The organism is Janthinobacterium sp. 67 (assembly GCF_002797895.1).
Classification (GTDB): domain Bacteria; phylum Pseudomonadota; class Gammaproteobacteria; order Burkholderiales; family Burkholderiaceae_D; genus Janthinobacterium.
The window spans coordinates 5,288,965-5,303,578 of sequence record NZ_PGES01000001.1 but is presented as its reverse complement, the minus strand read 5'-3'; the positions used below and the strand labels follow the sequence as shown (position 1 = coordinate 5,303,578).

At 63.2% G+C, this 14,614-nt stretch carries 6 protein-coding genes; 2 read left to right on the top strand and 4 right to left on the bottom strand.

Annotation, left to right across the window (positions count from 1 at the left end):
• Window positions 1–8 precede the first annotated feature (8 nt).
• Window positions 9–4,169, bottom strand: a complete 4,161-nt coding sequence (locus tag CLU90_RS23790) for a YhdP family protein (protein ID WP_332870874.1) — start codon at window positions 4,167–4,169, stop codon at window positions 9–11.
• 259 nt (window positions 4,170–4,428) lie between these two features.
• On the opposite strand from CLU90_RS23790, the gene glnE reads away from it, so the two are divergent.
• Together glnE and CLU90_RS23780 are read left to right on the top strand one after the other, a co-directional pair.
• Window positions 4,429–7,182: a bifunctional [glutamate--ammonia ligase]-adenylyl-L-tyrosine phosphorylase/[glutamate--ammonia-ligase] adenylyltransferase gene (gene glnE, locus CLU90_RS23785; protein WP_232731314.1), complete on the top strand. Its 2,754-nt coding sequence runs from the start codon at window positions 4,429–4,431 to the stop codon at window positions 7,180–7,182.
• A 13-nt stretch (window positions 7,183–7,195) separates the two neighbouring features.
• Window positions 7,196–7,960 carry a YoaK family protein gene (locus tag CLU90_RS23780; RefSeq protein ID WP_092715968.1) on the top strand — a complete coding sequence of 255 codons (765 nt, stop codon included), beginning with the start codon at window positions 7,196–7,198 and terminating at the stop codon, window positions 7,958–7,960.
• A gap of 138 nt (window positions 7,961–8,098) precedes the next feature.
• Here the strand turns inward: CLU90_RS23780 and gap are convergent, their stop codons facing one another.
• The 3 genes from gap to CLU90_RS23765 all read right to left on the bottom strand — a co-directional run bounded on the left by gap (window position 8,099) and on the right by CLU90_RS23765 (window position 14,167).
• A complete protein-coding gene (gene gap, locus CLU90_RS23775) occupies window positions 8,099–9,109 on the bottom strand; it encodes a type I glyceraldehyde-3-phosphate dehydrogenase (protein WP_100429037.1) in 1,011 nt (336 codons plus the stop codon).
• 78 nt (window positions 9,110–9,187) lie between these two features.
• Window positions 9,188–11,185 carry a transketolase gene (gene tkt / locus CLU90_RS23770; protein ID WP_100429036.1) on the bottom strand — a complete coding sequence of 666 codons (1,998 nt, stop codon included), beginning with the start codon at window positions 11,183–11,185 and terminating at the stop codon, window positions 9,188–9,190.
• A gap of 243 nt (window positions 11,186–11,428) precedes the next feature.
• Window positions 11,429–14,167, bottom strand: coding sequence for a TonB-dependent receptor (locus CLU90_RS23765; protein WP_100429035.1), 2,739 nt, complete (start codon window positions 14,165–14,167; stop codon window positions 11,429–11,431).
• Between the last annotated feature and the right edge of the window lie 447 nt (window positions 14,168–14,614).

Here is a 14,614-nt window from a genome sequence, read left to right as displayed (position 1 = left end):
CGACGTCCCTATTTCGCCACCGCCTCCGCCGCTGCTGCGGCAGGTACGGCTGCAGGTAGCAATTTACCACCATCGAGCTTGGTCACGACGGGCGCTTTCCATGGACCGGCGATCTGCATATGGTAAGTGAGCGCCTTCATCACGGGCGCGCGCAGGAACAGCTGGGCCAGGAAGCCGCCCAGGCCGATGACGGGATTGACGGCCAGTCCGTACACGAGCGGGCCCGTGCCCAGGTTGAACTCGGGAATCACCACCACGTGCAGATTCGTCGTCTCATTGACGATATCGGCCATGCCATCCATCAGCACGGTGGCCGCCACCCCGTGCATCTTGAGGTTGTCGGTGGTCACCACGCCGCGCTTGATGCTGGCGTTGGCCGTGATGCCGTCGAAGGCCAGGCCTTCGGAGAACACGTCGTGGAAATCGAGTTTCAGCAAGCGGGGCAAGGCTTGCAGGCTGAGCACGCCCAACAGCTTGGCCGCGCCCGGGTCCTGCTTGAGGAACTGGCCCGACTCCACGTTCATCTCGATCTGCCCCGACAAGGTGGGAATGTCGAACGAATACGGCAAGCCGTTCCAGGCGATGTCGCCGCTCAGGCGGCCCTTGCCGCGGCGCACCGTATCGGCAAAGCCGAAACGGTCGAGCAGCTTGCCCGCGTCGACGATGTCGAGTCCGAAACGCAGGCTGGTCGTGCTTTGTCCATCCTTGATGACCCATTTGCCGCTGCCGCTCAAGGCGCCATCGGGATTCGACAGCTGCAGCTTGCCGACGCGCCATTCGCGCCCGCCCGCCGCCACGGTATTATAGGCCTGCAACTCCAGCCGGCCGATCTTCTTGTTGAACAGCTCGAATTGCTCGGCAATGATATCGAGCGAAGGAATCGACTGGGCGCCGCTTTTTCCTTCCAGCAAATTCTTCACATCGTTGGCGGCCGATTCGGGAATGATCAGCGACGACAGGCGCGCCGTCATCTTGCCCAGGCCCGACGGCGTTTCCAGCCAGGTCACATAGCCCGACACTTGTTTCGCGTCGATATTGGCTTGCCACACGTCCTTTTGATGCGTGGCACCGACCACCACGTTTTCCAGCTTGCGCTCGCCCAGCATCAGTTCGCTGGCACGGGCCGCCATCATGTCCGGCACCACGTATTGCGCGATATCGGGCGCATCGTCGACGGCGCCGCTGTCGGCGGGCGCCGTGGCGCTGCCGGCGATCTCGCTGCCGGCGGCGATCCAGCTGTCCACGTCCAGGGTTTTCATGTTGACGTTGAGCATCATGCCGCTATCGGGTTCCGGCGCCGGCACGTTCACGCCGATGCCGCCGCGCACCAGGCGCCAGGCGTCCTTGCCCTGCTTCTGGCGCTGGTAGCGCGCGGCAATGCCGGAGCCCAACGCGATGCGGATATCGTCCGTGCGCAGGCCGGCGCCGTTGGCCGCATTGCCCGTCAGGGTGAATTTCACGGGCAGGCTGTCGCCGGCCGGCTTTTTCAGGGGGGCGGGGAAATCCAGGCCCAGGCCCGTCAGCGGCGACTCGACATTGACCACCACCTGGTGCTCGCGCGCCGTGATCAGGCCGTTGTAGCGTGCGCCGCCGCTCAAATGTTTCGCCAGGCGCTGCAGCACGGGCACCGGATACGTCTTGCGCAAGCCATCGATGGTCATGTTGCCGGCCAGTTTCACCTGGATGGAACTGTCCGGCTGCGTGCCGCCCGAGATTGCCAGCGGGCCGCCCAGCAGATTGCCATTCAAGCCATTCAGGTTGACGCCTTTTTCATTGAATTCGATCTTGCCCTGCGTGCCCAGCACGGGCGGCATGTCGTGGAACAGCACCACGTCGTTGCCCGCCAGCTGCAAACTGCCTTGCACGGTCGACTCGAGCATGCGTTCTATCGGCAAGTGCAATTTGAGGGCCAGCTTGGCGTTGCCCGTCGCCGTCGTTTCATCCGTGAAATTCTCGATCCAGCCCAGCACGGGGCTGGCCGTCACGTACTTGAGGAATTCCTGCATGGGGCCGGCCGCGTTGCCCTCGATATCGAGCAAGGTGTCGAACACGGTCAGGTCGGGAATCACGGCCTTGACGTTCGTCAGGGCCACGCCACCCGTGGTGGCCGTGTCGCCGCGAATTTCCATGCGCGCCCGCTCGAACACAAAGCTGCCCTTGATCTTTTCCGCCTGCGGCCACAGGGGCGCCTTGCCCGCCAGCGGACCGCTTTCCGCGAATTCGCCTGGCGCATAGTTCAAGGTGCCGTTCTCGATCTTGCCGGCCACGCGGAAGTCGCCCCGGTTGCGCTGGGCCGGTGTGTCGGCCTTGAACGGGAAATGCTCGAGTTCGCCGCGCAGGCGCAGGCTGACATCGTGCGCCATGCCGCCTTCGAGCGCGCCCGTCAGCCAGTGGCGCAGGTGCTCGGGCGTTTGCACGGGCAGATAGCGGCCGATGGTGTTGATCTGGAAATTATCGATCGTGCCCGTCAAGTCGACCTGGCCCAGGTTCTTGCCGTCGAGCGGCAGCCGGTGCGTGCCTTGCAGGGCGACGCGCAAGCCTTGCTGATTGAAGTCAAGCTTGTCCAGATCGACTTGCAGCATATTGGCCGCCTCAAACGTCCAGCGCGCCTGCATGGCAAATTGTTCGAACGGCAGGGCCGGCTCGCTCAAGTAAGTCGGCAATTGCAGCACCATATCCTGCGCATCGATGGCAATGGTGCCGCCCTTGTCGCTGGCATCGATGCTGCCGGTCAGGTGGTCGAAGCCGGGAATGGCTGGCGCTGCCGCCTGGGCGGGGCTGCTTGCCGTCTTCGCCACGGCCAGGCGCGCCGGCTGTGCGTTCAGGCCCAGATCGATGAGCTTGCCGCGCAAACGGTAGCTGGCGGGCGTGGCCATGTCGCCTTCCCATTGCGCTGAAAAATCCTGCAGGCGCCCGCGCGGCGCCAGGGCGTCGAGGCGCTGGCGCTGCTGCTCGCCCAGCGGCAGCTTGTCGGCCAGCGCGGCCAGGGTTTGCAGATCGAGCGACTTGGCCGTGATTTCCGTGCGCGCCGGCTTGCGCTTGGTGGCGGCAACAAAGCGTTCGGACAAGGTCGTGGGCGGCAAGCTGAGGCCATCGCGAGTTTCCACCGCAAAATTCGTCAACTCCACCTGGTGCCCATTCGCGCCAAAGGTTGGTTTGCCGTCGGGCACCTGCGCCGACAGCTCTTCTTTTGCCGACATGCGCCCGCTGACCGACAGCAGATCGAGCGGCGCGATATGCTTGGCCAGCCGCGCCTGCACATCCGTCAAGCCCACGTCGGCCGTGAAGCCGGCCAGGCGCGCGTGGTCCAGGCTCAACCAAGCGCGCAGGGCGCCCTTGCCCTGGCTCAGTTCGAACGGGTAATCGAGATAGCGGCGCCAGGCGGCCAGGTCGGCGTTTTTCAGGTCGGCGTACAGCTCGCCCTTCCACATCGACACATCCGAGATACGCGTGCTGAAAGGCGGATGCGTGAAGTGAGCGCGCACATCGATGGGCGCGGCCAGGCTGGCCGGCGGCGTGGCCTGCAAGCCCAGGCGGTGGCTGCGCCAGCGGTTGCGCAGCAGCAGATTGACCTGGGATAAAGCCAGCTCGGGCGTGCCGCGCGCTTCGTCCGTCCAGCGCACCTTGCCATCGCGAATGATGATGTCATGCTGCGACAGCAGCCAGTCGGCGCCCTTGCCATCGCTGCCTTGCGTGCTGTCGATCAACACTCCGGCCACGTACAGCTTGCCATCCTTGCTGCGCCGCACGTCCAGGTCCGGCCGCGTGATTTCCAGGGTGGTGAAGCGCACGGAACCGAGCACGCTCCACCACGACACGGTGGCCGATATGCTCGGCAAGCTCAGCGCCTGACGCCCAGCCTGGTCGCGCAGGGTCACGTCGCCGAGGAAAAGATTGGGGCGCACGCCATGCCAGGAGGCATAAATACGCGCGATGGTGACGGGGTTGCCCAGCGCGCGGCTGGCCGCCCGCTCGATATCGCCTTTGTAATAGTCGATATTCGGCAAGATCGCGTAGCGCAGGAATAAAAACAGCACGGCGAAGGCGAAATACGCGAGCAGCACCAATTTAATGGTAAAACCCAACACATGGTGGGTGGCCAGGTTGGCCATGCGATAGGCGGCACGCAGCCGCTGCCAGCGCAGAGCCAATGGCACATGTTCTGTCACGCTTGCTTCTGGCGGTTTTTGCATCAATAAGCTAATAAACTGGCCCGGCGTCAAATAATGGCAAAAATCGTCTGCATTCGTGGTGCGCGCCTGCATCCTTGCGCTTGCGTCTGAGCAAAGCCTCCCTTACCATCGTCCGGAAGAGCACGCACTACCGGCAGTATTGGGCCGGCGGCACAATTTTACCGCATCCCCCGCCGTTCGCAGCCAAGTTAAACAAGAACATGCACGCCGCATCCACGAGACACTTACCGATACCATGAGCACACAGCCTTTGATTTCCGCCTCCCGTTTCTACCAGCGCTGGCTGGACGCCGCCCCCGAGCGGGCCGCGCAGGTAGCCCAACTGGTGCGCGCGCCGCTGGACGGGCTCGACTTTGCCGCCGCGCTGGCCGCCCAGGCGAACGCCGCCACGCCGCCGCTGCCGCCCGAGCGGGCCATGCGCCGCCTGCGCAACCTGCTCGTCTGCGGCCTGATCGCGCGCGATCTTGGCGGCCAGGCCGACTTGAACGAAGTCGTCACGGCCATGACGGGCTTTGCCGATTTCGCCATCCGCACGCACGTGGACGCCATCATGGCCGAGATGGTGGCCCTGCACGGCATGCCGGTCGGCGAGGAATCGGGCGAGGAACAGGCCTTGATGGTGCTGGCGATGGGCAAGCAGGGCGGTGGCGAACTCAATGTCTCGTCCGACATCGACCTGATCTTTGTCTACCCGGAAGATGGCGACACGCAAGTCACCGAACCGGGCCAGCGCAGCCTGTCCAACCACGAGTTTTTCATTCGCATGGGCAAGAAGCTGATCGCCGCCCTGGCCGAGATCACGCAGGACGGTTTTACTTTCCGCGTGGACATGGCCTTGCGCCCGAACGGTAATTCGGGCCCGCTGGCCGCCAGCCTGGGCATGGTGGAGCAGTACCTGATCGTGCAGGGCCGCGAATGGGAACGCTATGCCTGGGTCAAAGCGCGCGCCGTGACGGGCAAGCCGGAAGATATTGCGTCCCTTGACGCCATCGTGCGCCCCTTCGTCTTCCGCCGCTACCTCGATTTCGGCGTCATCGATGCCATCCGCACCATGCACGGCCAGATCCGCGCCGAGGTCAACCGCCAGGAGCGGCTGCATCCGGACCGCAGCAACAACGTCAAGCTGGGCCGCGGCGGCATCCGCGAAATCGAATTCCTCGCGCAAGTGTTTCAGCTGATACGGGGCGGGCGCGACGCCGAGCTGCGCGACCGTTCCACGCGCGCCACCCTGCGCACGGTGGCGGACAAGGGGCTATTGGAACCGGCCATCGTGGAACAATTGCTGGGTTCTTACACCTTCCTGCGCAACCTCGAACACCGGCTGCAGTATCTCGACGATGCGCAAACCCACACCTTGCCCGCCAACGAGGCCGACCGCCTGACCGTGGCGCAGATGATGGGCTTGCCCGACACGCCCACCCTGCTGGCCCAGCTGGAAGCGCACCGCGTGTTTGTTGCAGGCCAGTTCGACGAAATGTTCAGCGACAAGAGCAGCGGCACGCCGCCGGCCGACACGGGCATCGACCCGCAAACGTCGAACGACTGCGCCGCCTCGGACCAGCAGGAAGCCATCGAGGCGCGTTTCGCCGCCCTGGGTTTCCATGAGCCGGCCGCCTGCGCGCGCCGCCTGCTGGCCACGTGGCAGGCGCCCCGTCTGCAATCGTTGCCCGAGGCGAGCCGCACGCGCCTCGTCGCCCTCGTCAACTCCGCCCTGCCCCTGATCACCGACTGTTCCGTGTCCAACGGCAACGCCAGCCAGCTGGCCACCCTGGGCCGGCTGCTAGATTTCCTGGAAGCGATTGCGCGCCGCTCGGCCTATCTGTCGCTGCTGACGGAATATCCGCACACGCTCGAGCGCGTCGTGCGCATGGTGTGTGCCAGCGGCTGGGCCGCCACCTTCCTCACGCAGCACCCTATCCTGCTCGACGAACTGCTCGATGAACGCATCCGCAACACGGTGCCGGACCCGGCCGCCCTGGCGCTGGACCTGCAGCGCCAGCTCGACGACGCGCCCGGCGACACGGAGCGGCAGATGGATATCCTGCGCGAAATGCACCACGCGCAGCTGTTCCAGCGCCTGGCGCAAGACCTGGCGGGCGACCTCAGCGTGGAAAAGCTGGCCGACTACCTGTCGCAGCTGGCCGACATCATCGTCGCCGCCACCGTGCAAGCCGTCTGGCAAACCTTGCCGACGCGCCACCGCGAGGTGCCGAAATTCGCCGTCATCGCGTACGGCAAGCTGGGCGGCAAGGAACTCGGCTATGTCTCGGACCTCGACGTCATTTTCCTGTTCGACGATGACGACCAGGACGCGCCCGGCCTGTACGCCAAGCTGGCCCAACGCTTCATTACCTGGATGACATCGCACACGTCGGCCGGCATTTTGTTCGACATCGACATCGCCCTGCGTCCCGACGGCGCCTCGGGCATGCTCGTCTCCAGCGTGCAGGCCTTCGAGCGCTACCAGGGCAGCGCGGCCTGGGTATGGGAACACCAGGCGCTCACGCGCGCGCGCTTCTGCGCCGGCGACGCCACCATCGGCAAGCATTTCGAACGCATCCGCGACACGATCCTGCGCAAGGAACGCCCTGAAAACGGCCCGCTCAAGGGCGAGGTGGTGGCCATGCGCAAGAAGATGCTCGATGCGCATCCGCCCCGCCCCGGCAGCTTCGATTTGAAGCAGGATCCGGGCGGCATGATCGACATCGAATTCATGGTGCAATACCTGGTGCTCCAGCATGCGGCGCAGTATCCGCAGCTGACGGCCAACTCGGGCAATATCGCCCTGCTGCGCCTGTGCGGCGAGCTGGGACTGATCGACGCGCAGCTGGCCGGCCTGGTCGCCGACGCCTACCGCGCGCTGCGCAAGCTGCAGCACCAGTTGCGCCTGCAGGGGCAGGACCTGGCCAGGGTGGAACCGGAACGGGTGCGCGTGCATGCGGATAACGTCGTGCGCCTGTGGCAAGCCATTTTCGGCGCTACCGCCTGAGGCCGGCCAAGGCATGCCACTCCATTACCTGTCCCGCCTGAGCGGAGCGGCGCGCGATACGCAAGCCAATCTGCAACTGGGCTGCGTGCTGGCGCTGGTGGCCGGCGCCGTGAATGCGGGTGGCTTTCTGGCCATCGGCGGCTATACCTCGCACATGACGGGCATCGTTTCCGGCATGGCGGACGACCTGGCGCTGGGCAATATCACGGTGGCCCTGGCCGCGCTGGGCGCCTGGCTGGCCTTCGTCAGCGGCGCGGCCGTGACCGCCATCATGGTGAACTGGGGCAAGCGGCGACGCCTGCACAGCCAGTTTGCCGCCAGCCTGCTGCTGGAAGCGGCGCTGTTGCTGCTGTTCGGCCTGACGGGTAATTACCTGGCCGCCATGCCCGACGTGCTGGGCCCCGTCACCATCTTGCTGCTGTGCTTTGTCATGGGCTTGCAAAACGCCATCATCACCAAGATTTCGGGCGCCGTCATCCGCACCACGCACGTGACGGGCTTGTCTACCGACATCGGCATCGAACTGGGCAAGATGGCGTATTACAACCGGCGCCACCTGCCGGACCGGATGGTCAAGGTCAACCGCGGCAAGCTCAGAACGCACAGCCTGCTGATCGCCTGCTTCTTCATCGGCGGCGTCAGCGGCGCCCTGGCCTTCAAGCACATCGGCTTTCCCGCCGCCACCATCCTGCTCGCCGGCGTGCTGACCCTGCTGTCGGGCGTGCCCGTGCTGCGCGACTTGCGCCTGCTGTGGCGCTTTTACCGGCGCCGCTTGTAGGTCCACCTGACAAAACCTACTGCGCGTTGCGCTTCTCGGCCATAAATCACTGCCGCTCGCTAAGGTTTTGTTAGGCGTCGCAAATTCACGAATGAAAAAAAACGCCCCGAAGGGCGTTTTTCTTATGCAGTCAAAAAATTACTTCGCCGACATCAGTGCAACGGTGGTGTCGAGCATGCGGTTCGAGAAACCCCACTCGTTGTCGTACCACGACGATACTTTCACCAGGCGGCCCGACACTTTGGTCAGGGTCGAATCGAAGTTCGACGAAGCCGGGTTGTGGTTGAAGTCGATCGAGACCAGCGGTTCGGTCTGGTACGTCAGGATGCCTTCCAGGGCACCTTCCGAAGCGGCTTTCATCAGCGCGTTGACTTCTTCCACGGTCGTGTCGCGCTTGGCGATGAACGACAGGTCGACCAGCGACACGTTGATGGTCGGCACGCGGATGGCGAAGCCGTCCAGCTTGCCATTCAGCTCAGGCAGCACCAGGCCCACGGCGGCAGCGGCGCCCGTCTTGGTCGGGATCATGCTCATGGTGGCCGAACGGGCGCGGCGCAGATCTTCATGCATCACGTCGGACAGCACCTGGTCGTTGGTGTAGGCGTGCACGGTGGTCATCAGGCCCGTTTCGATACCGATGGCGTCGTTCAGCGGCTTGACCAGCGGTGCCAGGCAGTTGGTGGTGCACGAAGCGTTCGAGATGACGGTGTCCGTTGCTTTCAGCACTTGATGATTCACGCCGAACACGACGGTCGCATCGACGTCCTTGCCACCTGGTGCCGAGATGATGACTTTCTTGGCGCCGCCCTTCAGGTGAGCCGAAGCTTTCTCTTTGGTGGTGAAGAAGCCCGTGCACTCCAGCACGACGTCCACGCCCAGCTCACCCCATGGGATTTCAGCAGGATTGCGCTGTGCGAATACGCGGATCGGATCGCCATTGACGATCATGTTGTCGCCTTCGACGGTGACCGTGCCCGGGAACTTGCCGTGCGCGGTGTCGTAGCGGGTCAGGTGGGCGTTCGATTTGGCATCGCCCAGGTCGTTGATGGCAACGATCTGGATATCCTGTTTCTTGCCGCCTTCGTAGAAAGCGCGCAACACATTACGGCCGATGCGGCCGTAGCCATTGATTGCAACTTTGATCGTCATACTCTGCTCCTGATTAAAAAAAAAGGTATCAGCACAGCACCCCGGCCAGCATTGGCCAGGGTCTGCTCAAAATCAATATTAGCCAGCGATAACGGCTTTCACCTTGGCGACGACGTTCTCGACCGTGAAGCCGAAGTGCTTGAACAGCACCCCAGCCGGCGCCGATTCGCCGAACGTGTCGATACCGACCACGGCGCCTTCCAGGCCCACGTATTTGTACCAGAAGCTGGTCACGCCCGCCTCGATGGCCACGCGCGGCACGCCTTTCGTCAGCACGCTGGCCTTGTAGGCGGCGTCCTGGCGGTCATACACGTCGGTCGACGGCATCGACACCACGCGCACGGCGATGCCTTCGGCCGCCAGCGCGCCGGCGGCGGCGACGGCCAGTTCCACTTCGGAACCGGTGGCGATCAGGATGGCCTTGGCATCGGCCACGTCGTTCAGCACATAGCCGCCGCGGAAGATGTTCTCGATCTGTTCGGCGCTACGCTCCTGGTATGGCAGGTTCTGGCGCGAGAAGATCAGGGTCGACGGGCCATCCTTGCGGCGCACGGCGGCGCCCCAGGCAGCGGCCGACTCGACGGTGTCGCATGGACGCCAGTTGTCCAGGTTCGGGATCAGACGCATCGACGAGACGTGCTCGACCGATTGGTGCGTCGGGCCGTCTTCGCCCAGACCGATCGAATCGTGGGTAAACACGAAGATCGAACGCAGCTTCATCAGGGCGGCCATGCGCAGCGCATTGCGGCTGTAGTCGGAGAACGTCAGGAACGTGGCACCGAACGGGATGTAGCCGCCGTGCAGGGTGATGCCGTTCATGATGGCGCTCATGCCGAATTCGCGCACGCCGTAGTTGATGTGGTTGCCAGGCTGGCCCGAACGCACGGCCACGCACTCTTTCCAGTTGGTCAGGTTCGAACCGGTCAGGTCGGCCGAGCCGCCCAGGAATTCCGGCAGGGACGAAGCCAGCGCCTGGATGGCGTTCTGGCTGGCCTTGCGGGTGGCGATGTTTTCTTTCTTTTCCACGCAGGAAGCGATGGCGGCGCTCAGGGCCGCTTCGAATGCCTGCGGCAGATCGCCTTGCATGCGGCGCGACAATTCAGCGGCTTGCTGCGGGAATTCGCGGCTGTAGGCGGCAAAGCGCTCGTTCCAGTCCGCTTCCAGCAGGGCGCCTTGTTTCTTGGCATCCCAGGCCGCGTACACGTCGGCCGGCATTTCGAACGGTGCGGCATCCCAGCCGATGTATTCGCGCACGGCGGCGATTTCCTTGTCGCCCAGCGCGGCGCCGTGGACCTTGTCGCCGCCTTGCAGGTTCGGCGAACCCTTGCCGATGATGGTCTTGCAGCAGATCAGGGTGGGCTTGCTGGCGGTCTTGGCGGCGGCGATGGCGGCAGCCACGGCGGCAACATCATGGCCGTCGACGGCGCGGATGACGTTCCAGCCATACGCTTCGAAACGCGCCGGGGTGTCGTCCGTGAACCAGCCTTCGACCTTGCCGTCGATGGAAATGCCGTTGTCGTCATACAGGGCGATCAGCTTGTTCAAGCCCAGGGTGCCGGCCAGCGCGCACACTTCGTGCGAAATGCCTTCCATCAGGCAGCCGTCGCCGACGAAAGCGTAGGTGTAGTGGTTGACGATGTCGTGGCCAGGCTTGTTGAATTCAGCGGCCAGCAATTGCTCCGACAGGGCCATGCCGACGGCGTTGGCGATGCCCTGGCCCAGCGGGCCGGTGGTCGTTTCCACGCCTGGCGTGATGTCGACTTCCGGGTGGCCCGGGGTTTTCGAATGCATCTGGCGGAAGGCCTTGATGTCCTCCATCGACAGCTCGTAGCCCGTCAGGTGCAGCAGCGCGTAGTGCAGCATCGAACCGTGGCCGTTCGACAACAGGAAGCGGTCGCGGTTCTGCCATTTCGGGTTCGCGGGATTGTGGCGATAGTGACCACTCCACAGGGCAACTGCGATCTCGGCCATGCCCATCGGCATGCCTGGATGGCCGGAATTGGCCTTTTGTACAGCGTCCATTGCCAGTGCGCGGATCGCATTGGCCATTTTGGTAGTCGGGAGCGTAGTTGTCATGATGGTGTGGGTCAGTCGCGAGTTTGGAATTCGTTTGCAGCGCAGCTGGGCGCAGTCAGAGCTATGTATTTTACCAGACCAGCAAGGGGAAAAATCAAACCGCGCAACGCCGCCGCTGCAGCTTGTGCCCCTTGCGCCCGGCAGGGACGAAAAAAAACCGGGCCAGGCCCGGTTTTTCGCGACGTACGCCGCTGCGGAGCGCGCCGCAAATCGGCCCGCCCCACCCGTCAGTCTACCCTCACGTCATTTGAAGGAGTACGACGCCGACATGTAGATGTAGCGGCCACGCGGATTGCCGTAGGCGGTATCGTAGCCGATGTTCGACGATGGATCGAACGCCGGCGCACGATCGAACACGTTATTGACGCCACCGCGCAGCACCAGGTTCTTGAACCCGCTGTAGGACAGCGAGGCGTCAACCAGGGTCGCGCTCGGGATCATCAGGCCGCTCGCGTACTCGTCGTAGTAAAGGTTGATCGTCGCCGACGGTGTCCGGTCCACGTGATAATGCGAGGTGAAGTTGGCGCTCGTCGTCGCCGCCCAAGCACCGCGGTCCCAGTTGACACCCAGCTTGGCCAGCAGCTTAGGGTAGCCGTATTCACCGGCCTCGCACGCCGTGTTGTTGCCGCAATTGATCGCCGGATCGTCAGGCAGCAGCACGCGGTTGTAGGACAGCGTGTAGCTGGCCTCGCCGAACACCTTGAAACGCCCCATCTCGGCCGTGCGCAGCGTGTACGACGCGTCGACATCCAGACCGTCGGTGACGACTTTGCTGCGGTTGATCAGGCCAACCTGCAGCTGCTTCAGGCGACCTACCAACGGGCCCAGCGTCGCGCGCTGGGCGGCGCTCAGCGCGTTATACTTCTCTTGGTCTTCCGCCGTCACGTCGTAGCGCGTGACGGCGTTCTTGTACTGACCATCCTCGCCCGCCAACACGGTTTCGTTGTCAAGATTCTCGACCCGATCGTTCCACTTGATATTCCAGTAGGTTAAACCCAGCGTCAGGTTCTTGATCGGTTCGGCGACCACGCCCAGGTTGAACTGCTTCGATTTTTCGGGCTTCAAATCCTTCGTGCCGGACAGCAAGGACAGCGCCGAACCGCTGCAAGCGGTGTCAAAATAAGCGTCACCCACGATGCAGCGCTTCGGATCCTTGGTCGCGACGAAACCGCCGCGGCCTTCGTTAAAGCGCTGCGACAGCGTCGGCGCACGGAAACCGGTGCTGTAGCTGGTGCGGAACATCAAGGTCGGCAAGGCGGTCCAGCGCAGGCCAAGCTTCGGGTTGGTGGTACCGCCAGCCAACTGGTAGCGGTCATAGCGGACGGCCGCCTGCGCTTCCAGGTTTTTCAGCAGCGGCAGGGCCAACTCGCCGAACACGGCGCCGAGCGACTCAGAGCCGTCGATGCCGCGCAGGGTCGAATAGATGCCGATCGCGCCATCGCGCCAGGCCTGCGACGGATCGTAGGTGAGCTTCTCGCGCTTGTACTCGGCACCGACGGCCACACCGATCTTGCCGCCGGGCAGTTGGCCAAATTCGCTGGAAGCGGTCACCTTGGCAAAGTCCGTCGAGGACTTGGTCTTGGTGTACTGGTCGGCCGTCAGTTCGTTGATGATCTGCTCCGAATTATGGTTGCCGCCGAAGGGGTTGAATTTGCCCTGCGCCAGGTAACTCTGCAATTTATCGTGCATGAAGGAGCCGTACACGCGCGTTTCGCCCTTCTCTTGGCTGTGGCCCACGGACACGGTCCAATCCCAGTTGGCTGCGCGGCCGGTGGCGCCGCCAACCAGCCAGGTGGTGTCAACATTGGTGCCCGTACCACCCTCGGCAGCAGGGAAGAGGCGGCGGATATTGACCGGCACGCCGTAGGTATTGAAGGGGTTGTTCGCCGCCACACGGAGCACGCCGGAGCGGTCGGCATTTTGGATCCAGGCCGGCGAACCTTGGATGCGCGTGTCGAAGTGGTTGTAAAACAGATTGGCGAACAGCGACACATCCGGCGTCAAATCCCAGTTCGCCGTGACCGCCCCGCCGTAGCGTGTGGACGGACGCACCAGGTCTATCGACTCAGCGGCGGAATACATGCAGGAACTGCGATTCGGCGCAGCCACCCATTCCGGCGCATCCGGATAGGGCTTGCTGTGGGCCGCGTCGCACTCCGGATCGGGCATGCGCTGCGAACCACCCAGCGATATGGTGCCGGGATCGCGGCCCTTGGCGCCGTAGACGCCACCCTGATACAGGCCGCCCTTGTGGCCAGTGAAATCGGTACTGTTCGCCCAATCGCGGCCGACGCCGTGGATGGCCTCGGTTTTTTCGTACGAGGCCGAATAGGTCACGTTGAATTTCTGAGCGTCACGGTCGCCGAAACCGCCGGACACGGACACCTTATGGTTCTGCCCGTCGCCATAGGTGGTCGAACCGGTGCTGGCGTCGAGGGTCAATCCCTGGTAATCCTTGCGCAGGATGAAGTTGATGACGCCGCCAACGGCATCGGTGCCGTAAATGGCCGAGGCGCCGTCCTTGAGCACATCGATGCGCTCGATGGCCGACAGCGGAATGGCGTTCAGATCGACCGAGGTCTGGCCGCTGTACTCGTCCGAACCGGACGCCGGCAGGCGATAGCCGTTCAACAGGATGAGGGTCGGCAGACCGCGCAGCGAGACGCTGGTGGCGCCGTTTCGGAAGGAACCCGACGTCGCCAGCTCACCGCCGTTACCGCCCGCAGAAGTCAGGTTGCGCATCAGATCCAGCACCGACGTCGCGCCCGAACGGGCAATCGATTCGCGCGTCATCACGGTGATCGGGGAAATACCTTCGGCTTCGATGCGTTTGATACTCGAACCGGTGATTTCGACGCGCTGCACCTTAGGCACAGGCGCATCGATCGCTTCCTGCGCGTGCACGCTCATCGTTGCGACGCCGGCGAACGCGGCCAACGCCAATCTCACCACCTGCACACTCTTTTTTTCGCGAAACATCATAACTTATTCCTTTTCTGATCCCTGATATCACTTGATAAGCGATTAGTTTGTATTTTTATAATCACTTAAATCTCTCATGGTCTTGCGAAAAACTGCAAGGCCCCTCCCGCTACAACTACAACTACAGTGTCATGCTTTTCCAACCAATTTAAGCTGGCCGCAACGCGCCCGGGGTCATAGGCCCAGGCATTGAAACGTGCGGCGTCTCCCCATACCAGACCGAATCACATCACGGACGACATTGCTGGAAACAATTGATGCCGTTCAACACAACTTGTATAGTCATCAAACCACGCTAAAAGTATCACTGTCAATAATGCAATGATTTCTGAAATCAAAAAACAACATTTCGTTTTTAGCCAGCTTGTTATCTCCACGCAATTTCCCGCCCCGGATGCGCCGCGCGTAGGCCCAGCGGCAAGAATTTCACCCGGCCGCGCGCAGCGG